The organism is Citrobacter sp. RHBSTW-00944 (genome assembly GCF_013615435.1).
Classification (GTDB): domain Bacteria; phylum Pseudomonadota; class Gammaproteobacteria; order Enterobacterales; family Enterobacteriaceae; genus Citrobacter; species Citrobacter braakii.
Map to the genome: position 1 here is coordinate 2,558,491 of NZ_CP055418.1, position 17,336 is coordinate 2,575,826.

Annotated in this window: 14 protein-coding genes and 2 pseudogenes; 11 read left to right on the plus strand and 5 right to left on the minus strand. The window is 53.5% G+C overall.

The window, feature by feature from the left end:
- Positions 1-11: 11 nt before the first annotated feature.
- On the plus strand, positions 12-245 hold the full coding sequence (locus HV334_RS12285) for a YdcY family protein (protein WP_181221822.1): 234 nt from the start codon (positions 12-14) through the stop codon (positions 243-245).
- 66 nt (positions 246-311) lie between these two features.
- On the opposite strand, the gene HV334_RS12290 is transcribed toward HV334_RS12285, so the two are convergent.
- The gene (locus HV334_RS12290; protein WP_016156572.1) at positions 312-761 is read right to left on the minus strand and encodes a DMT family transporter; all 450 of its coding nucleotides are present in this window, start codon (positions 759-761) and stop codon (positions 312-314) included.
- On the minus strand, positions 758-1,276 hold the full coding sequence (gene mddA, locus HV334_RS12295) for an L-methionine sulfoximine/L-methionine sulfone acetyltransferase (protein WP_047498607.1): 519 nt from the start codon (positions 1,274-1,276) through the stop codon (positions 758-760). The genes HV334_RS12290 and mddA overlap by 4 nt, the downstream gene beginning before the upstream one ends.
- 37 nt (positions 1,277-1,313) lie before the next feature.
- Here mddA and HV334_RS12300 point away from each other — a divergent pair, with 37 nt between their 5' ends.
- Together HV334_RS12300 and HV334_RS12305 are read left to right on the plus strand one after the other, a co-directional pair.
- Positions 1,314-1,889: an XRE family transcriptional regulator gene (locus tag HV334_RS12300; RefSeq protein WP_046275593.1), complete on the plus strand. Its 576-nt coding sequence runs from the start codon at positions 1,314-1,316 to the stop codon at positions 1,887-1,889.
- A gap of 58 nt (positions 1,890-1,947) precedes the next feature.
- Positions 1,948-2,985, plus strand: coding sequence for an NADP-dependent oxidoreductase (locus HV334_RS12305; protein ID WP_016156570.1), 1,038 nt, complete (start codon positions 1,948-1,950; stop codon positions 2,983-2,985).
- 30 nt (positions 2,986-3,015) lie between these two features.
- Here HV334_RS12305 and pqqU read toward each other — a convergent pair whose 3' ends face one another.
- The gene (gene pqqU, locus HV334_RS12310; protein WP_181221826.1) at positions 3,016-5,136 is read right to left on the minus strand and encodes a TonB-dependent receptor PqqU; all 2,121 of its coding nucleotides are present in this window, start codon (positions 5,134-5,136) and stop codon (positions 3,016-3,018) included.
- A 260-nt stretch (positions 5,137-5,396) separates the two neighbouring features.
- Between pqqU and HV334_RS12315 the strand changes: the two genes are divergently transcribed.
- A complete protein-coding gene (locus tag HV334_RS12315) occupies positions 5,397-6,458 on the plus strand; it encodes a YncE family protein (protein WP_046275590.1) in 1,062 nt (353 codons plus the stop codon).
- Positions 6,459-6,594: 136 nt separating this feature from the next.
- A complete protein-coding gene (locus tag HV334_RS12320) occupies positions 6,595-6,816 on the plus strand; it encodes a YgdI/YgdR family lipoprotein (protein WP_003020157.1) in 222 nt (73 codons plus the stop codon).
- Between the two features lie 41 nt (positions 6,817-6,857).
- Here HV334_RS12320 and ansP read toward each other — a convergent pair whose 3' ends face one another.
- The gene (gene ansP, locus HV334_RS12325; protein WP_003833088.1) at positions 6,858-8,300 is read right to left on the minus strand and encodes an L-asparagine permease; all 1,443 of its coding nucleotides are present in this window, start codon (positions 8,298-8,300) and stop codon (positions 6,858-6,860) included.
- A gap of 280 nt (positions 8,301-8,580) precedes the next feature.
- A pseudogene (locus tag HV334_RS12330) lies at positions 8,581-10,121 on the minus strand (PAS domain-containing methyl-accepting chemotaxis protein).
- Positions 10,122-10,637: 516 nt separating this feature from the next.
- Here HV334_RS12330 and HV334_RS12335 point away from each other — a divergent pair.
- The 6 genes and pseudogenes from HV334_RS12335 (at position 10,638) to HV334_RS12365 (ending at position 17,254) form a co-directional block, all read left to right on the plus strand.
- Positions 10,638-11,636: an MsnO8 family LLM class oxidoreductase gene (locus HV334_RS12335; RefSeq protein WP_181221828.1), complete on the plus strand. Its 999-nt coding sequence runs from the start codon at positions 10,638-10,640 to the stop codon at positions 11,634-11,636.
- Positions 11,636-12,757, plus strand: a complete 1,122-nt coding sequence (locus tag HV334_RS12340; RefSeq protein ID WP_181221830.1) for an amidohydrolase — start codon at positions 11,636-11,638, stop codon at positions 12,755-12,757. Before HV334_RS12335 ends, HV334_RS12340 begins: the two co-directional genes overlap by 1 nt.
- Before the next feature lie 25 nt (positions 12,758-12,782).
- A pseudogene (locus HV334_RS25300) lies at positions 12,783-15,041 on the plus strand (NtaA/DmoA family FMN-dependent monooxygenase).
- 10 nt (positions 15,042-15,051) lie between these two features.
- Positions 15,052-15,561: a GNAT family N-acetyltransferase gene (locus HV334_RS12355; protein WP_016153131.1), complete on the plus strand. Its 510-nt coding sequence runs from the start codon at positions 15,052-15,054 to the stop codon at positions 15,559-15,561.
- A gap of 9 nt (positions 15,562-15,570) precedes the next feature.
- Positions 15,571-16,497, plus strand: a complete 927-nt coding sequence (locus tag HV334_RS12360) for an amino acid ABC transporter permease (RefSeq protein ID WP_016153130.1) — start codon at positions 15,571-15,573, stop codon at positions 16,495-16,497.
- A complete protein-coding gene (locus HV334_RS12365) occupies positions 16,481-17,254 on the plus strand; it encodes an amino acid ABC transporter ATP-binding protein (protein WP_016153129.1) in 774 nt (257 codons plus the stop codon). The genes HV334_RS12360 and HV334_RS12365 overlap by 17 nt, the downstream gene beginning before the upstream one ends.
- Positions 17,255-17,336 lie beyond the last annotated feature (82 nt).

A 17,336-nucleotide genomic window follows, 5' to 3' on the forward strand; every position in this document is an offset into this window, starting at 1 on the left:
AAGGAGAGGTTATGTCGCATCTGGATGAGGTCAGCGCACGTGTTGATGCCGCCATTGAAGAGAGCGTCATTACGCATATGAATGAATTGCTGATTGAACTCAGCGATGATGTCGTGCTGAGCCGGGAAGAACGTTACACCCAGCAACAGCGTTTGCGTACGGCTATCGCACATCATGGCCGTCAGCATAAAGAGGATATGGAAACCCGTCGCGAACAGTTGACCAAAGGCGGCGCAATCCTTTAATTCGTTGTGGCCAGATGGCGAAGTAACATCTTATCCGGCCTGCATGTTCAGGCCGGATAAGCGCAATTAAAACGAACGTCTCGCCACCAGCCAGGCCCCAACGACCAGCAGCACCGCGCCGCAGACCGGCCCCACCAACGCCCGCAGCGGCACGCCATGACTGCGGAGAATATCCAGCACCAGTCCGCCGATTAACTGGCTGGCCACCAGCACCGCGATAGTGGTTGCTGCACCCACATTTTGGTATCCACTGATGCTGGCAAAAACAAAGAACGATCCCAGCAAGCCAGGGATTAGCGTCCACCAGCGCACGCTGGAAACCAGTTCCCCAAACCCCGCCATACCTTGCTTAAACCACAGTATGCTGACAAACAGCACGATCCCGACCAGCGAGTTAAGTAACATGGCGATGAGGATCGTCGAGGACGTCTGCGTGATGCGTACCATCAAGGTATTTTGCACCACCAGACCAATACCTGCGGCAATCAGAAAGGAGAGGGTTAGCGTCTGGTTCATCTGCTGGCATCCGGTTCGCGGCGATCGTCTAACTGCAACTGCATAAAAGTCAGATCCAGCCAGCGCCCAAATTTCGTGCCAACCTGTGGCATTTGCGCGGTGGTTTTAAAACCCAGCGTGCTGTGCAGATGCAGCGACGCCTGATTCTGAGACTCAATGCCCGCAACCATCACATGCTTGCCGCACGCGCGGGCTTCTTCTATTAACCTGCTGAGCAGCGATCGTCCCAGGCCTTTACCCTGATGAGCAGGATGGACATATACCGAATGTTCAACGGTATGACGGAATCCATCAAAGTTACGCCAGTCGCCAAAGGAGGCGTACCCTGTAATCACGCCATTCTCTTCACTCACCAGCACCGGATAGCCCATCAACTGGCGGGCTTGATACCATGAGATACGGTTTTCGGCATCGACCGTTTGATCGTTCCAGATAGCCGCCGTATGCAGTACCGCGTGGTTGTAGATTTCTGCAATGGCGGCACAATCTTCTTTGCTGGCAAATCGAATGGACATGTTGAACCTCAGGGATTGTTCACTATAGTATTACAATATGAATACTATTGAAGACAGCATAAATCAACGGATCGGTGCAAGAATTCGCATTGAGCGGGAGTCTCGCGGCTGGTCTCTGACGGAACTCGCTGAACGCGCAGGCGTGTCGCGGGCGATGATCCATAAAATAGAGCGCGGTGAGAGCAGCCCAACGGCCACGCTGCTGGGCAGGCTCTCCGGTGCCTTTGGTATCAGCATGTCTATGCTGATGGCGCGGGCCGAAATGCAGGAGGGCAAGCTGCTGCGCTTCGCTGATCAGCCTGTCTGGCACGACCCGCAAAGCCACTATCTGCGCCGCCACGTTTCACCGCGCAGCGATCTGCCTATTGATCTGGTGCAGATAGAATTGCCTGCCGGAAGCGATATCCCGATGCCAGCCTCTTCCTATGTGCAGGCAAGACAACTTATCTGGCTACAGCAGGGGGAATTGGTCTTTGTGGAAGGGGACGTGCGTCATGAAATGCGGGCTGGCGATTGCCTGGAGCTTGGCCCGCCGAATGATTGTCGGTTTATCAATGAAACCGCACACCCCTGCGTTTACCTGGTTGTGCGGTTAAATCATGTCGTCAGCTAACTGGCGGGCACAGGCTGCTACTATTGATGGAATCATGCCAAAAGCAGAGGAGCACATCATGGGTCAACAGACTAATCGCAATCGCCGCTGGGTACTGGCTTCCCGCCCGCATGGCGCGCCGGTCCCGGAAAACTTCCGTCTTGAAGACGATGAGGTGGCAACGCCGGGTGAAGGCCAGGTTTTGCTGCGCACCATTTTTCTTTCCCTCGATCCCTACATGCGCGGACGCATGAGCGATGAGCCGTCTTACTCCCCGCCGGTAGAGATTGGCGGCGTGATGGTTGGCGGGACCGTGAGTCGCGTGGTGTCCTCCAACCATCCTGATTACCAGCCTGGCGAGTGGGTGCTGAGCTACAGCGGCTGGCAGGACTATGACATCTCCGACGGTAACGGGCTGGTGAAGCTTGGCGATAATCCTGAACATCCCTCCTGGGCGCTGGGAGTGATGGGGATGCCAGGATTTACTGCTTATATGGGGCTGCTGGATATCGGTCAGCCAAAAGCGGGGGAAACGCTGGTTGTGGCCGCCGCCACCGGCCCGGTTGGCGCAACGGTAGGGCAGATTGGTAAGCTCAAAGGCTGCCGGGTGATCGGGGTTGCAGGCGGGGCAGAGAAATGCCGACATGCCACCGAGGTCTTGGGCTTTGATGTCTGCCTCGATCACCACGCACAAGATTTTGCGCAACAGCTGGCAAAAGCCTGTCCGCAGGGGATCGATATTTACTACGAAAACGTCGGCGGCAAGGTATTTGATGCCGTTCTGCCATTGCTCAATACCTCTGCGCGCATTCCGCTGTGCGGACTGGTCAGCGGTTACAACGCCACATCGCTTCCAGGCGGACCCGATAGATTACCTTTGCTGATGGCAACGCTACTGAAAAAGCGGATCCGGATGCAGGGCTTTATCATTGGTCAGGATTATGGTCACCGCATTCAGGAGTTTCAGCGGGAGATGGGGCGCTGGGTTAAAGAGGGCAAAATCCATTACCGCGAGCAAATCACCGACGGTCTGGAAAATGCGCCGCAGACCTTTATCGGCCTGCTGACCGGCAAAAACTTCGGTAAAGTGGTGATTCGTCTTGCAGACGATGCGTAAAACGGATGGCGGGAGTCATTCCCGCCAGTGCTATTCAAAACGCCAGGCCAGATTAATCCCTACGCCATAGTTTCGTCCTGGCGCCGGTTCGTAATATCGACCATTTGCCTCATTCACTATCACCGAACCGACGTAGGACTTATCAAACAGATTATCCACCCGACCGAACAGGTCGATCATCAGACTGCGGTAATAAAATTTATAGCCGGTATTTAAACCCACTACGGTATAGGACGGGGCTTGCGCCGTATTTTCATCATTGGCCATAATGTTGCTCATATAACGAACATCAGTTCCCGCATACCAACCTTCATCAGGCACGTAGCCCAGCGAAGCAAATCCCATGTTTTGCGCAATGCCAGGCAGGCGGTTGCCGTTGCAGTTTTGATCGCCACAGACGTTGCTGCGGTAGGTCGCATCCAGCCAGGTCCATGCAGCTTTTACGCGCCAGCTTGCGGCAAAGCGTTGGTCCCAGGATAACTCACCTCCCTGACGGCGGGTTTTTCCAGCGTTTTTGTAGGTTGTCCGCCCGCCGCTACTGCTGTCAACCACGATCTCGTCATCGGTATTGGTCTGGAATAGCGCTGCGGTAAACAGCCCATCGCCGATACGCGTTTTACTGCCGATTTCCACGGTATCGTTTGTGGAAGGCTGTAGGTCAAAATTCATCCCACTTTGGCCGTCGGAGCGGTAAGACAACTCGTTGATGGTGGGCGTTTCGAACCCGCGTCCTGCGGCCAGGTAGACGTTCCAGGCATCGGTGATGGCGTATTTTAACGATCCAGCAGGTAACCACTGGTGATAGCTGGCGTCACCGCTGTCATCTGCGTTACCAGGCGTAATATAGCGATCGTTAGAATCAAACCACACCGAACTGTAGCGAACCCCGGCATCCAGCGAGAGTTTCTGCGTTAATTGCCACTGGGTTTGCAGATAGGGATCGACATTCCACATCAGGTTACGTTCGTTACGTCGTAAGTCGCCTTTCTGACCATATTCTGGCACGCCATCATCAAGGCGAAAGTTGTTGTAGCCTTTACGGTTCTCGCTCATGTTTTCGTAATTCAGACCGGTGGTGAAGGTCACGGGTACGCCCAGCTCGCCACGGTGAGTCCAGCGGTTGTCTATCCCCTGATAATGACGTTGCAGGGTAATAACGCCTCCGGCATGAGACGGTTTTAACTGCGGGGACATCGGGATCGACTGATACTGAGTGGTTTCACGCTCCCCCGCATAGGTCATGATGCTGATATCATCCTTCGCGCTAAGCTGGCGTTCATAGCGCAATCCTGCCTGGGTCTGCTTGATGGTTTTTCGCGTGTTGTATTGCTCAGCGCGGGGAGATTGCTGCGGATTGGCCTGCCACTCCGACTCGGTAAGACCACCAGGATCGTCAGCTTTACTCTCTACGCTATTGAAAATCAGGGTTAGTTTGCTCGTATCGTCCATGCGCACGCCCAGTTTGGCATTGGCCAGATTTTTTTGTGCGCTGCTGCGATCGCGATAACCATGGGTGGTAAACCGGGTTGTTGAAACGGTGTAATCCACATCCCCTCGCTGTGTGCCATCGCCCAGTGCGCCCGTTGCTTTTAACCCGTAGCGCCAACTGCCAAAACTGCCGTAATAACTGCTGGCTTCAATGGTTGGCGGCTCATGTCCCGTTTCAGTGCTGACATTCATCACTCCACCAGACGCATTGCCATACAGAGCAGAGAAGGGGCCGCGTAAAACCTCAATATTTTGTACGCTGCTGATATCAATATTGGATGTTTGACCCTGCCCATCCGGCATGGTTGCCGGGATCCCGTCGACATACAAACGAATGCCGCGGATGCCATAAGTGGTTCGCGAACCAAATCCGCGAATCGACAACTGGAGATCCTGGGCGTAGTTTTGCCGATTTTGCACCTGTAGCCCAGGGACGCTGGTCAGGGATTCAGACAGGTTAATTCGCGGCGTTGCCAGACGCATATCTTCTCCGTCAACGACGCTGACGGCGGCAGGGGTGTCCAGTTCAGAAACGGACTGTGGTGTCGCGCTAACGATCAGAGTTTGATCGTTTATCTCACTTTCTGCCACGGCATAAGGCGAGAGGAAGACAGGCAGTAAAGAAACAGGAAGTGCAGTGTAGCGGGATGCAAAAATCGTCATGAACAAGGCCAGTTAATGATGCTTACGCCGTAACACCAGCGATAAGCGCGTGAATTTTTTTATAAAAGATGAATTTTAGCGCTGCTGAATTGCGCTAATTTTTCGGGCAATGACAACGATTGTAGTCAATATGTGAAGAAGTGCTCCACTTTGAGATGAATAATGATTACTATTCTCATTCTTAAAAAAGGCAAAACCATGATTTTGCTCATTGAAGCTATGTGAAGCAGTAACAAACGAATTTATCAAAGGGAGTCGTCATGTCTTTACGTCATCTGTTTTCGCCGCGTCTGCGTGGTTCTTTACTGTTAGGTTCACTGCTCGTTGCATCATCTTTTACTACGCAGGCTGCAGAAGAACTGCTGCGCAAAGCCGTGGGCAAAGGCGCCTATGAAATGGCATACAGCCAGCAAGAGAACGCGCTGTGGCTGGCGACCTCGCAGAGCCGCAAACTGGATACCGGCGGGGTGGTTTACCGTCTTGACCCGGTCACCCTCGAAGTGACTCAGGTTATTCATAACGATCTCAAACCGTTTGGCGCCACCATCAACAACGCCACGCAAACGCTGTGGTTCGGCAACACGGTAAACAGCGCGGTGACGGCAATGGATGCTAAAACGGGCGCGGTGAAAGGACGTCTGGTGCTGGATGCGCGTAAGCGTTCTGAAGACGTTCGCCCACTGCAGCCGCGTGAGCTGGTCGCCGATGACGCCACCAACACGGTATACATTAGCGGTATTGGTAAAGAGAGCGTGATTTGGGTGGTGGACGGTGATGCCATTACATTGAAGGACACCATTCAAAATACCGGCAAAATGAGCACCGCTCTGGCTGTCGACAGCAAGGCTAAACGACTGTACACCGCCAATGCGGACGGTGAATTCATCACCATTGATACCACCACCAACAAAATTCTCAGCCGTAAAAAGCTGCTGGATGATGGAAAAGAGCATTTCTTCATCAACCTGAGCCTGGACACGGCGGGCAACCGCGCCTTTGTCACCGACTCTAAAGCGGCGGAAGTGCTGGTAATCGACACCCGTAATGGCAACGTCCTGGCAAAAGTCGCCGCGCCGGAATCCCTGGCCGTGCTGTTTAATCCGGCGCGTAACGAGGCCTACGTGACCCATCGTCAGGCCGGCAAAGTGAGCGTGATCGACGCGAAAAGCTATAAAGTCGTTAAAACGTTCGAGACCCCAACATTCCCGAATAGCCTGGCGCTCTCCGCCGACGGTAAAACCCTGTACGTTAGCGTGAAACAGAAGTCCACCCGCGAGCAGGAAGCCACCCAGCCGGACGATGTTATTCGTATTGCGCTGTAATTAACCGGAGGGGGAAACCCCTCCTGTCACTTCTCTAAATCCCCCGATACGCCTCGTTACACCCCGCCAGTAGCCTGACCCACTTCAGGGACTTACACTACGCCCTCAACGGCTAACTGAATAACACGGGAATACCATGAAAAAGCCATTTATCTGTCTTTGTGCAGGCGTAATGCTGTTTACATTGGCAGGATGCACCACCGATTACGTCATGACGACCAAAAGCGGACAAACCATCACCACTCAGGGTAAGCCAAAACTGGATAAAGACACGGGAATGACCAGCTATACCGATCAGGATGGGAATGCGCGGGAAATTAACAGCAACGACGTAGCGCAGTTGATTGAAGCGAACTAAAAAAGAAGGCCTGAAGGATTAACCTGTCAGGCCTTCTGCCGTTATGGCGCGGTGCGGTGGATCTCTGCAACGCGTTTACGCACACCGAACCAGCCCGCGACCAGCAGGATGGCAATCAGCGGTAATGACGCGATGGTATAGGTGCCATTTGGATAGTCAAACGCCATCAATACCAGTACGCTCAGCAGGAACAGCAGCGTTAACCACGAGGTAAACGGTGCGCCCGGCAGTTTAAAGCTGACGTCTGCCGTTTTACCTTCTTTTATGGCCCGGCGCAGACGCATCTGACAGACCATGATAAACCCCCACGACGCAATAATGCCCAGTGACGCGAAGTTCAACACGATCTCAAACACCTGTGATGGCACCAGATAGTTCAGGAATACCCCGACGACATACACGACCAGCGTGGCGAGGATCCCGGCCCAGGGCACCTGTTGACGGCTCATTTTAGCCATGAATTTCGGTGCCGAACCGCCCATCGACATGGAGCGTAAAATACGCCCGGTGCAGTACAGCCCTGAGTTAAGGCTGGAAAGCGCCGCGGTGAGCACCACAATATTCATGATACTGCCAATGTACGGCACGCCCAGTTTGGAAAAGAAGGTCACAAACGGGCTTTGCCCCGCCTGATAGGCGTTCCAGGGCAGTAGCAGAACCAGCAGCACGACAGAACCCACATAGAAGAGACCAATACGCCAGATAACGCTATTGATTGCTTTCGGCACCATCGTTTGCGGATCTTTGCACTCACCGGCGGCGGTACCCACCAGTTCAATAGAGGCAAAGGCAAAAACCACACCCTGTACCAGTACCAGCGCAGGCAACAAGCCATGCGGGAAGAAGCCGCCGTTGTCGGTAATCAGGTGAAAACCCGTGGCGTTACCATCCAGCGGCTTTCCGGTACCTAAAAAAACGGTACCTACCACCAGGAAGATCACAATTGCCAGTACCTTAACCAGCGCAAACCAAAACTCCATCTCCGCGAACCACTTCACGCCGATCATGTTCATGGTGCCGACAATAGCCAGCGCGCCGAGGGCGAACACCCACTGCGGCACGTCGCCAAATGCGCCCCAGTAGTGCATATACAACGCCACCGCGGTGATATCGACAATGCCGGTCATTGCCCAGTTGATGAAGTACATCCAGCCAGCCACATAGGCGGCTTTCTCACCTAAAAATTCACGGGCGTAGGAAACGAAGCTACCGCTGGAAGGGCGATGTAAAACCAGTTCGCCGAGCGCGCGCAGTATAAAGAACGAAAAAATACCGCATACCAGATAGACCAGCGCCAAAGCCGGGCCGGCCATCTGCAGGCGTGCGCCTGCCCCTAAAAACAACCCGGTACCAATTGCGCCGCCAATGGCGATCATTTGTACCTGTCGATTGCCCATCGCTTTGTGATACCCCTCTTCGTGAGCATTCAACCAGCGTCGTTTCGCCGCATGTTGTTCCGCGGCTTGCGTGTTGTTTGTGTTCATTACGATTCCTGTTGACCTGACAAAAATACAACATCCTTTTTGCCGCACCTGCTGCGGCGAAAACAGCCTTACCCTTCATTGTGTTACGGGGGAAAACTGCCGGCCGAGCATCCTACATTCAATTGATTGGTTCCGCAAAGCTCCGGTAACAAGAATTCAGCATTTTTATACAGCCGGTACTGGCGCGGTGTGGCCTCGATTCAGCCAATAAAAGAGAAGGGCCTTTATACCTGTAGAGGAGTGCGCTTATCGAGACATTCACCCAATAAGCGCCGTAACGTTATGCCGATACGCCAAAGACCTGAACGGCCTGCTGTAAGCGTGATGAACGCTGGGTCAGATCGGCGGTGGCGTCGGTGACGCGCTCCACCATCTCGGCATTATTGTGTGTCATGGTGCCAACGCGTGAAATTGAATCGTTAATCAGATCCAAAGCCTGGGTTTGCTCACGCGTGGCCAGACTAATGTCTTTGATCATCATCGACATCTGCAGTACATCCCCAATCATCCCGGTAAGATGCGTTTCTGTTTGCTCCACCATTTTGACGCCGCTATTAACATTGGCGACGTTCTTCTCAATAAGCTGTTTGATCTCTTTTGCCGCAGACGCCGAGTGTTGAGCCAGATTGCGGACTTCTGCCGCAACAACGGCGAAGCCACGCCCGGATTCCCCGGCTCGCGCGGCTTCAACCGCGGCATTGAGCGCCAGAATATTGGTCTGAAAGGCGATGCTGTCGATCACGCCAATGATGTCAACGATCTGCCCGTTGTCACGCGATATCGCCTGCATCATGGCGATAGTTTGTTTCATGATATCGCCGCCTTCTGCAGCGTTGGCGCTGGTTTTATCGGCCATGGTCATGGTATGTGCCGTCGTTTCAGCGGTTTGTTGTACCGCGCTACCAATTTCTTCAATGGCCGCAGCGGTTTGTTGCAGGTCGGCAGAGGTTTCTTCTGAACGCTGATGCAGCGCCGTACCTTCTTTTGACACCCGCTGACTGATAGCGCGAATACCGGAAATTTGCGTACTGACGTCATCGACCAGAGAACTCAGATTAAGCCCGGACTGATTAACCAGTCGCATTAGCATTCCGATCTCATCCACCCGATTTAAATGACAGTTATCAGGTTTACGTCCGGACACCACTTTCTTCATTTGCGTCAGGAGCGTATTAACTGGCTGACAAATTTGATACTTAAGGTAAATAGCCAGCGCCAGAAATAACACCAGCAAGCCACCCGACTGAATAAAGGGATTAAACGGAGCGAAGATAAATAACAAAGCGAGCAGGGCCGTCCCCCCTAAAGAATAATTGACGCGCTGGCTGATATTCAGCCATTTAAACATGGAGGTCCATGCCAATAAGCCGCGACGAATGATAATCCCTTTAAAAAGTCGAAAGCCTTTAAACTGCTGACTATTCATTTTTTGGTATAAACTTTCGCTGTGAGTTATTTCATCACGCGAAGGAACGGTACGCACCGAGATGTAACCGGTGAGTTTTTCATTGTGCCAGACCGGCGTAACGTTGGCGCGAACCCAGTAATGGTCACCATTTTGGCGGCGGTTTTTCACCATACCCGTCCAGCTGTCTCCCTGCTGTAGCGTGTACCATATATCGGCGAATGCAGCGGGAGGCATGTCAGGATGGCGAATAATATTATGCGCTTCGCCCATTAATTGATCTTCGTTAAATCCGCTGGCATCGATAAAAGCAGAGTTAGCGTAGGTAATATGACTTCTTTATCCGTCGTTGAAAGCAGCGTCGCTTTGTCGTTAAGTGCGTGCTCAATTTGTGTAACGGGCATGTTACTTTTCATAGAGGCCCCATAATGATATGTATAATCCATACAAAAATTCCCGCAATAAAATCGGGAGGAATATTAAAAAGCCGTTTTAAACCGTTTTAATAAGAAACGCTGCATTCTCTACTAATCATCATTTCTGTGGAAGTATTTAAATTAAAAAATCTCTGTGGAATATTCATTCAGGGTCATAAAACTGAAACATTTTATACAACCGCATAACGTTTTAAGTCATTTAACCTGACTTAACGTAAATCGCGTTAAAAAACGTTTTCGCAAAAAGAAAACTGGCATGAAATGATTTGGATGTTATTCCCGTGAGACCAACGACCCTATTATATTTTGTAGGCCATACATTCCGCGTGTTTTCAGTTTCGTGTTCCGACCAGTACAAGGCAATCCGAATTTTAACCCTGACAGCGTCAGGGCTGGTTATCTACTTTTTAGCTGAGCAAATGTGAATTAAATGTTTCTGCATGGTTATCTGATAATTTAATAATAATGACATGTTAACAAGCATAGGCCCGTAAGATGTCATATCGCCTGAGTATTCTGGATAAAAGCCCCCTCGGGGAAGGTGAAACCGCCGCGATGGCGCTTGCCCGGACGTTACGTCTGGCGCAGCGGGCAGAAGAGTGGGGATACCATCGTTTCTGGATCGCTGAACACCATAATACGCCACAGCTGGCCAGCCCATCACCGGAGCTGGTGATTGCCTGGATCCTCGGGCAAACCCAGCGTATTCGCGTAGGCTCCGGTGGCGTGATGCTGCAACATTACAGCCCGTACAAAGTGGCGGAAAACTTCAATCTTCTGGCCTCGCTGGCACCCGGGCGTGTCGATCTCGGCGTAGGGAAAGCCCCTGGCGGCTTACCACTGTCGACTCAGGCACTACAGCAAGGAGTGCATCAGGATGAAAAAGGCAGTTTTGCCGACCAACTTTCCCAGCTTAACGACTGGCTGACGCTGAGCGGCACGGAAAGCGGGGAAACGGTATTTCCGACGCCAATCCCACCGTTACCGCCGGAAGGATTTGTCCTGGGAGCCAGTGTGCAAAGCGCACAGTTAGCAGCGCAATTCAATTGGCATTTTATCTTCGCGGCACACCTCAACGGTGACCGCGCGTTATTGCGTGACGTTTTGTCCTTCTGGCAGGCCCACAGCGCACGTCCGACGATAGTTGCCGTCCAGGTGATTGTGGCTGACAGTAACGATACCGCCGCGCAGCTTGCGGAAAACGTGCAAATCTGGGGCGTGGAGCTGGAGAATGGTCAACGTGTCACGGTAGCCAGCGAAGAGCAGGCGCTGGCATTCGCCGCGCAGGCCGGCAGTCCGCCACGCAAAATCGCGCGTCGTGAGCAGGCGTTGTTACACGGCACGGCTCAGGAGGTGATGGCAAAGCTGAATGCCCTGCATACGCAATTTGGCATTGAGGAGTTCATTATCGACACGCCAGTCGCGGAAGGTCACGCGCGTCTGACATCGCTGCGGTTGTTGGCGCAAGCCCATAACGCCGTGGAGGTGCTCTGATGACTCTGGCCTCAACGCTTATCAACTGGCGTCGTGAATTACACCAGCACCCGGAGCTTTCCCTGCAAGAGTCGGCAACGACGGCGCGCATTCACGCCTGGCTGCACGCAGCGGACGTCGAGATTTTGCCGTTCGACCTGAAAACCGGTCTGGTCGCGGAAATCGGGCAGGGAGAAGATGTCATCGCGCTGCGAGCGGATATCGATGCGCTACCGATAGAAGAAAGCGCCGATGTGCCGTTTCGCTCCCTCACACCGGGAGTGATGCATGCCTGCGGGCATGACGTCCACACCAGCGTCATGCTGGGCGCCGCGCTGCTGCTTAAACAACAGGAAAAACACTTACCGGGGCGCGTACGTATTTTGTTTCAGCCCGCTGAAGAGAGTTTCGGTGGCGCAAAAACGCTGATCCGCGCCGGTGCGCTGCACAACGTTGCGGCTATTTTCGGCATGCACAATGAGCCAGGTTTACCAGTGGGGGAATTTGCCACACGCGGCGGTGCGTTCTATGCCAACGTCGATCGCTTCGTGCTGCGTATTAATGGCAAGGGCGCACATGCGGCGCGTCCGCATGAAGGCAGAGATGCCATCCTGCTCGCCAGCCAACTGGTCACGGTGTTGCAAAGCGTTGCCAGTCGCGACGTTAACACACTTGATTCAGTGGTGCTTAGCGTGACCCGTATTCAGGGAGGAAATACATGGAATGTGTTGCCAGAATCCGTTGAGCTGGAAGGGACGCTCAGAACGCACCGGACTTCGGTGCAACAGCAGGTTAAAGCACGGGTTAATGACATCGCCGCCGGTTTTGCCCACGCCTTTGGCGCACAAATCGATGTTATCTGGCATGCGGGGCCGACCGCGTTGGTAAACGATGCACGTTGGGCCGATATCGCCACCGCCGTGGCGAGACAATCAGGCTACACCACCCACCATGCCGACCTGCATATGGGCGGCGAGGATTTTGCTGTCTATCTGGAAAATACGCCTGGCGCATTTGTCAGTATTGGCAGCGCCAGTGAATACGGATTACATCATCCGGGCTTCAATCCGGACGAACGTTTAATTGAACCTGCCGCGCATTACTTTGCACAGTTAGCAAAAACGGCATTCGCACATCTTTAAGTTTACCTGTTGGGTAGGGGTTATTATGGCTGAAAATCGGCAACTACGGCTCGGCACTATTCTGCATGGCGCAGCGGGAAATATGTCCGCATGGCGTCATCCGGCGGCACAGGCCGATGCCAGTATTAATTTTGATTTTGTCAAAGAGACGGCGCTTATTGCGGAAAAAGGGAAGCTTGATTTTATTTTTGTCGCCGATGGTCTGTATATTAATGAAAAATCAATCCCACACTTTTTAAATCGCTTTGAGCCGCTGACGGTATTATCTGCTTTGGCCAGCATTACCCAAAATCTGGGATTGGTTGGCACGGTATCCACGTCATACAGCGAGCCGTTTACTACCGCACGGCAGTTCGCCAGCCTTGATCATCTCAGCCAGGGGCGAGCCGGATGGAACGTGGTCACATCACCTCTGGAGGGTTCGGCAAAGAACTATTCCCGTGCCCAGCATCCAGAACATGCCCTGCGTTATCGTATCGCCGATGAATATTTACAGGTGGTGAAAGGACTGTGGGATTCCTGGGAAGATGATGCTTTTACCCGTAATAAGGCAAGCGGAGAATTTTTTAATCCGCAAAAACTGCATACGCTTAACCATCATGGAGATTATTTTCAGGTCGCAGGGCCGTTAAATATTGGGCGCACGCCACAAGGCCGTCCGATTATATTCCAGGCGGGCGCTTCACAGGATGGTAAGAAATTAGCGGCGCAGCATGCCGATGCTATTTTTACCCATCAGGAGTCGCTGGCGGAGGCCAAAGAGTTCTATCAGGATGTAAAAAGCCAGTTGGCCTACGCCGGGCGACATCCCGAACAACTGCATATATTCCAGGGCGTCAGCGTGATTGTTGGCGACAGCGCAGAGGATGTTGAGCAGCAGTATCAGACTACCGCTGCGCTGGTCTCTATTACCGACGCGCTGAACTACCTGGGCCGCTACTTTGAACATCATGATTTCGCCCAATATCCACTGGACGCACCGTTCCCGGATCTGGGTTCCCTTGGACAAAACAGCTTTCGCAGTACGACTGATGAGATCAAACGCAACGCGCGTGAGCGTGGCTTAACGCTACGCCAGGTTGCTCTGGAAGCGGCCAGTCCACGCCCACGTTTCAGCGGTACGCCGCAACAGGTTGCCGATGGTCTTCAGCAGTGGTTCGACGAAAAAGCCGCAGACGGTTTTATCATCCAGGGTGGAACGCCAGATACCTTCCCGCGTTTTGTCGAACAGGTTGTCCCCGTGCTTCAGGCGCGTGGCCTGTTCCGCCATGAATATCCCGGTACGACCCTGCGCGCAAGCCTGGGACTCGCGACACCTGCAAACCAATTCACACAATAAGAGAAAAACGCTATGCAGAAAAAATCAGTCTTCCTCGCGCTGTCACTGGCTTTCAGCGCTAACGTCTGGGCAAATGATGTGACTATTAACGGTACAGGCGTAAGCCTGGAAGCCAATAAAACGCCAATCAATACGGCAAAAAATCCGCAGGCGATTGCGCAGTTGCCCGCGAATCTGCACCTGGCCGTACCGGGTAAATTCACCGTGGCGATTGCCGGGTTAAGCCAGCCGCCGCTGACCGTCTTTGCCGATGACAATAAGACACTGATCGGCAGCGAGGCGGACATCGCTCGTCTGGTGGCTGACAGTCTGGGGCTGGAACTCAACGTCGTGCCCACGTCATGGGAAGACTGGCCGCTGGGCGTCACGTCCGGCAAATATGATGCCGCGATCAGCAATATTACCGTCACCAAAGCCCGCAAAGAGAAATTCGATTTCGCGACGTATCGTAAGGACTCCCTTGGCTTCTATGTCAAAACCGGCAGTAAGCTGAAGAAAATCGAGCAGGCAGAAGATATCGCCGGTCTGCGCATCATCGTCGGTTCGGGGACAAATCAGGAAGCCATCCTGCTCGCCTGGAACGATGAGAACGTGAAGAAAGGGTTGCAGCCGTTTACGCCGGTGTATACCAAAGATGATGCCGCGCAAACCCTGGCCCTACAGTCAGGCCGCGCCGATGCTTACTTCGGTCCTAACGTTATCGGCGCGTGGAAAGCTGCACTCAACGGTAAAACGCAACGGGTGGGCAGCGTTGATGGCGGTTGGCCAAAAGCGGCACACATCGCTGTGACGCTGAAAAAGGACAGCGGTCTGGTTCTGCCGGTACAAACCGCCCTCAACGGCGTAATTGGCAACGGCGACTATGACAAGGTGCTGAACCGCTGGGGAGAAGGGGTGGAACGTATTCCGCAATCTGAAATCAACCCGGCCGGTTTAGGCGACTAAGGAGGTCATCGTGAGCGATCAATTTCGCGTGGTCTCACCTGAAGCCAGCGAGCTGCAGCCAATTTTGAACGGTCTGTTCGGTGAATATGCCGCCCGCTATGGCGATTATTTTTCTCGCGACGCTGAAGTGGAGCTGACCGAATGGTATCTGGCACCGCAGGGACTTTTCGTGGTACTGGAACGCAGCGGCGAGATTATCGCCACCGGGGCCTACAAACCTTACGACAAAGACACCGCCGAGATTAAGCGCATCTGGACGAAAAGCAGCCTGCGTCAGCAGGGGCTGGCGGCGCGCGTGGTGCAGGAGCTGGAACGCAGGGCGCTGCTGGCGGGCTACAGCCGGATTTATCTGACCACGGGATTTCGCCAGCCGGAGGCCGTGCGACTTTATTTAAGCCAGGGCTACGATCCGCAATTTGATACAGCGCGCGATCCCGAAGAGTACAGCCTGCCACCGTTTGATGGACGGCTACGCTTTACCAAACTGTTGACCATCGCCGGTCAGGCCAGAATAGCCTGAGGAGAGAAGATGAAAACGACGGAGAGTATTAAAGTCGTACCGGCGCGCTATCCTATGCGCACCGCAGGAGCAGTCATTGCCTTGTTTGTCCTGGCGGTGATTATCCAGTCCGTGGCGTTTAATCCGCGCTGGGAATGGGGCGTGTTTGCCCGTTGGTTCTTTGATCCGGTTATCTTGTCCGGCCTTGGGCAAACTCTGCTACTGACGCTTATCGGTACGCTGTTGAGTATTATCATCGGTGGTCTGCTGGCGCTGGCACGGCTTTCATCTTCCTGGCTGCTGAACGGTCTGGCATGGGGATACATCTGGCTGTTTCGTTCGTTACCGCTGATTGTGGTGCTCATCGTTTTGTACAACTTCTCCTATTTGTACGACACGCTGGCGATTGGTATTCCGTTTACTCCCATTCAATGGGGCAGTTTTGAGACCATCAATGTGCTCGGCCAGTTTTCCACCGCGGTGGTTGGCCTGACGCTGGTGCAAAGCGCCTATACCGCTGAAATTATTCGTGGTGGATTTTTAGGGGTTGACCACGGCCAGTACGAGGCAGCGGCAGCGCTGGGCTTACCCGCATGGCGACGTACGCTGCGGATTATTCTGCCGCAGGCGCTGCGCACCATTTTGCCTGCTGGCTTCAATGAAATCATCAGTCTGGCGAAAGGGACGGCGATGGTATACGTGCTGGCAATGCCTGAGCTGTTCTACACCATACAGATGATCTACAACCGCACGCAGGAAGTGATCCCGCTGCTGATGGTGGGTGCGGTGTGGTATCTGGTGATCACCAGCGTCCTGTCGTTAATTCAGCACCTGGTCGAACGCGCGCTGGCCCGCAGCGAGCGACGTTCCGCAATCAATACCGCCCGGGTGAGCCGTGCAGAAAAACGCAACCGTCAACGTCCGCAGCAGGAGGCCGTCCATGTCCCACTCGCCTGAAGGCCATATTTCCATTACCGGCGTCAGCAAATACTTCGGTCGCCACAAAGCGCTGGATAATGTATCGCTGGAGATCCCTCCCGGAACGGTAACGGTTATTCTTGGCCCGTCCGGTTCAGGGAAATCCACACTCTTGCGGACGATCAACCATCTGGAGCGCGTCGATGAAGGGTTTATTCAAATCGATGGCGATTACATTGGTTATCGTCGGCAGGGAGACAAGCTGTATGAGCTGAAAGAGGCGGAAATTTTGCGCCAGCGCGTTAACGTCGGCTATGTGTTCCAGAATTTTAATCTGTTCCCGCACTTAACGGTGCTGGAGAATTTGATTGAAGCGCCCATTGCGCACGGTCTGGCATCGCGTAAAGCCGCCACCGAGCGGGCATTAACTCTGCTTGATGCCGTTGGCCTGCGTAATAAAGCCGATGCCTGGTCGCGTCATCTCTCCGGCGGTCAGCAGCAGCGTATCGCTATAGCCCGTGCGCTGGCGCTAAATCCACGCGTTATGCTGTTTGATGAACCCACTTCAGCGCTGGATCCTGAACTGGTTGGCGAAGTTCTGGATGTCATCAAAGCACTGGCGCAGTCGGGAACCACGCTGGTTGTGGTGACGCACGAGATTGGGTTCGCCCGGGAAGTGGCGGATCAGGTGGTGTTTATGGTCGATGGCAAAATTGTCGAACAGGGCAGCAGCGAGCAGGTGCTGAATCATCCACGCCACACGCGCACCCAGCAGTTCTTGTCGAAAGTGCTGTGAACTTGCAGGGAAAGATAGGCAGGTCTGCATAGACTGACGAATGCTGCTCTACACTTAGGGTTTTAACTTTGGGGGGTTGCAG

Coding starts and splice junctions, on each gene's coding strand:
- HV334_RS12285 (WP_181221822.1), top strand. CDS start 12: ATGTCGCATCTGGATGAGGTCAGCGCACGTGTTGATGCCGCCATTGAA.
- HV334_RS12290 (WP_016156572.1), bottom strand. CDS start 761: ATGAACCAGACGCTAACCCTCTCCTTTCTGATTGCCGCAGGTATTGGT.
- mddA (WP_047498607.1), bottom strand. CDS start 1,276: ATGTCCATTCGATTTGCCAGCAAAGAAGATTGTGCCGCCATTGCAGAA.
- HV334_RS12300 (WP_046275593.1), top strand. CDS start 1,314: ATGAATACTATTGAAGACAGCATAAATCAACGGATCGGTGCAAGAATT.
- HV334_RS12305 (WP_016156570.1), top strand. CDS start 1,948: ATGGGTCAACAGACTAATCGCAATCGCCGCTGGGTACTGGCTTCCCGC.
- pqqU (WP_181221826.1), bottom strand. CDS start 5,136: ATGACGATTTTTGCATCCCGCTACACTGCACTTCCTGTTTCTTTACTG.
- HV334_RS12315 (WP_046275590.1), top strand. CDS start 5,397: ATGTCTTTACGTCATCTGTTTTCGCCGCGTCTGCGTGGTTCTTTACTG.
- HV334_RS12320 (WP_003020157.1), top strand. CDS start 6,595: ATGAAAAAGCCATTTATCTGTCTTTGTGCAGGCGTAATGCTGTTTACA.
- ansP (WP_003833088.1), bottom strand. CDS start 8,300: ATGAACACAAACAACACGCAAGCCGCGGAACAACATGCGGCGAAACGA.
- HV334_RS12335 (WP_181221828.1), top strand. CDS start 10,638: ATGTCATATCGCCTGAGTATTCTGGATAAAAGCCCCCTCGGGGAAGGT.
- HV334_RS12340 (WP_181221830.1), top strand. CDS start 11,636: ATGACTCTGGCCTCAACGCTTATCAACTGGCGTCGTGAATTACACCAG.
- HV334_RS12360 (WP_016153130.1), top strand. CDS start 15,571: ATGAAAACGACGGAGAGTATTAAAGTCGTACCGGCGCGCTATCCTATG.
- HV334_RS12365 (WP_016153129.1), top strand. CDS start 16,481: ATGTCCCACTCGCCTGAAGGCCATATTTCCATTACCGGCGTCAGCAAA.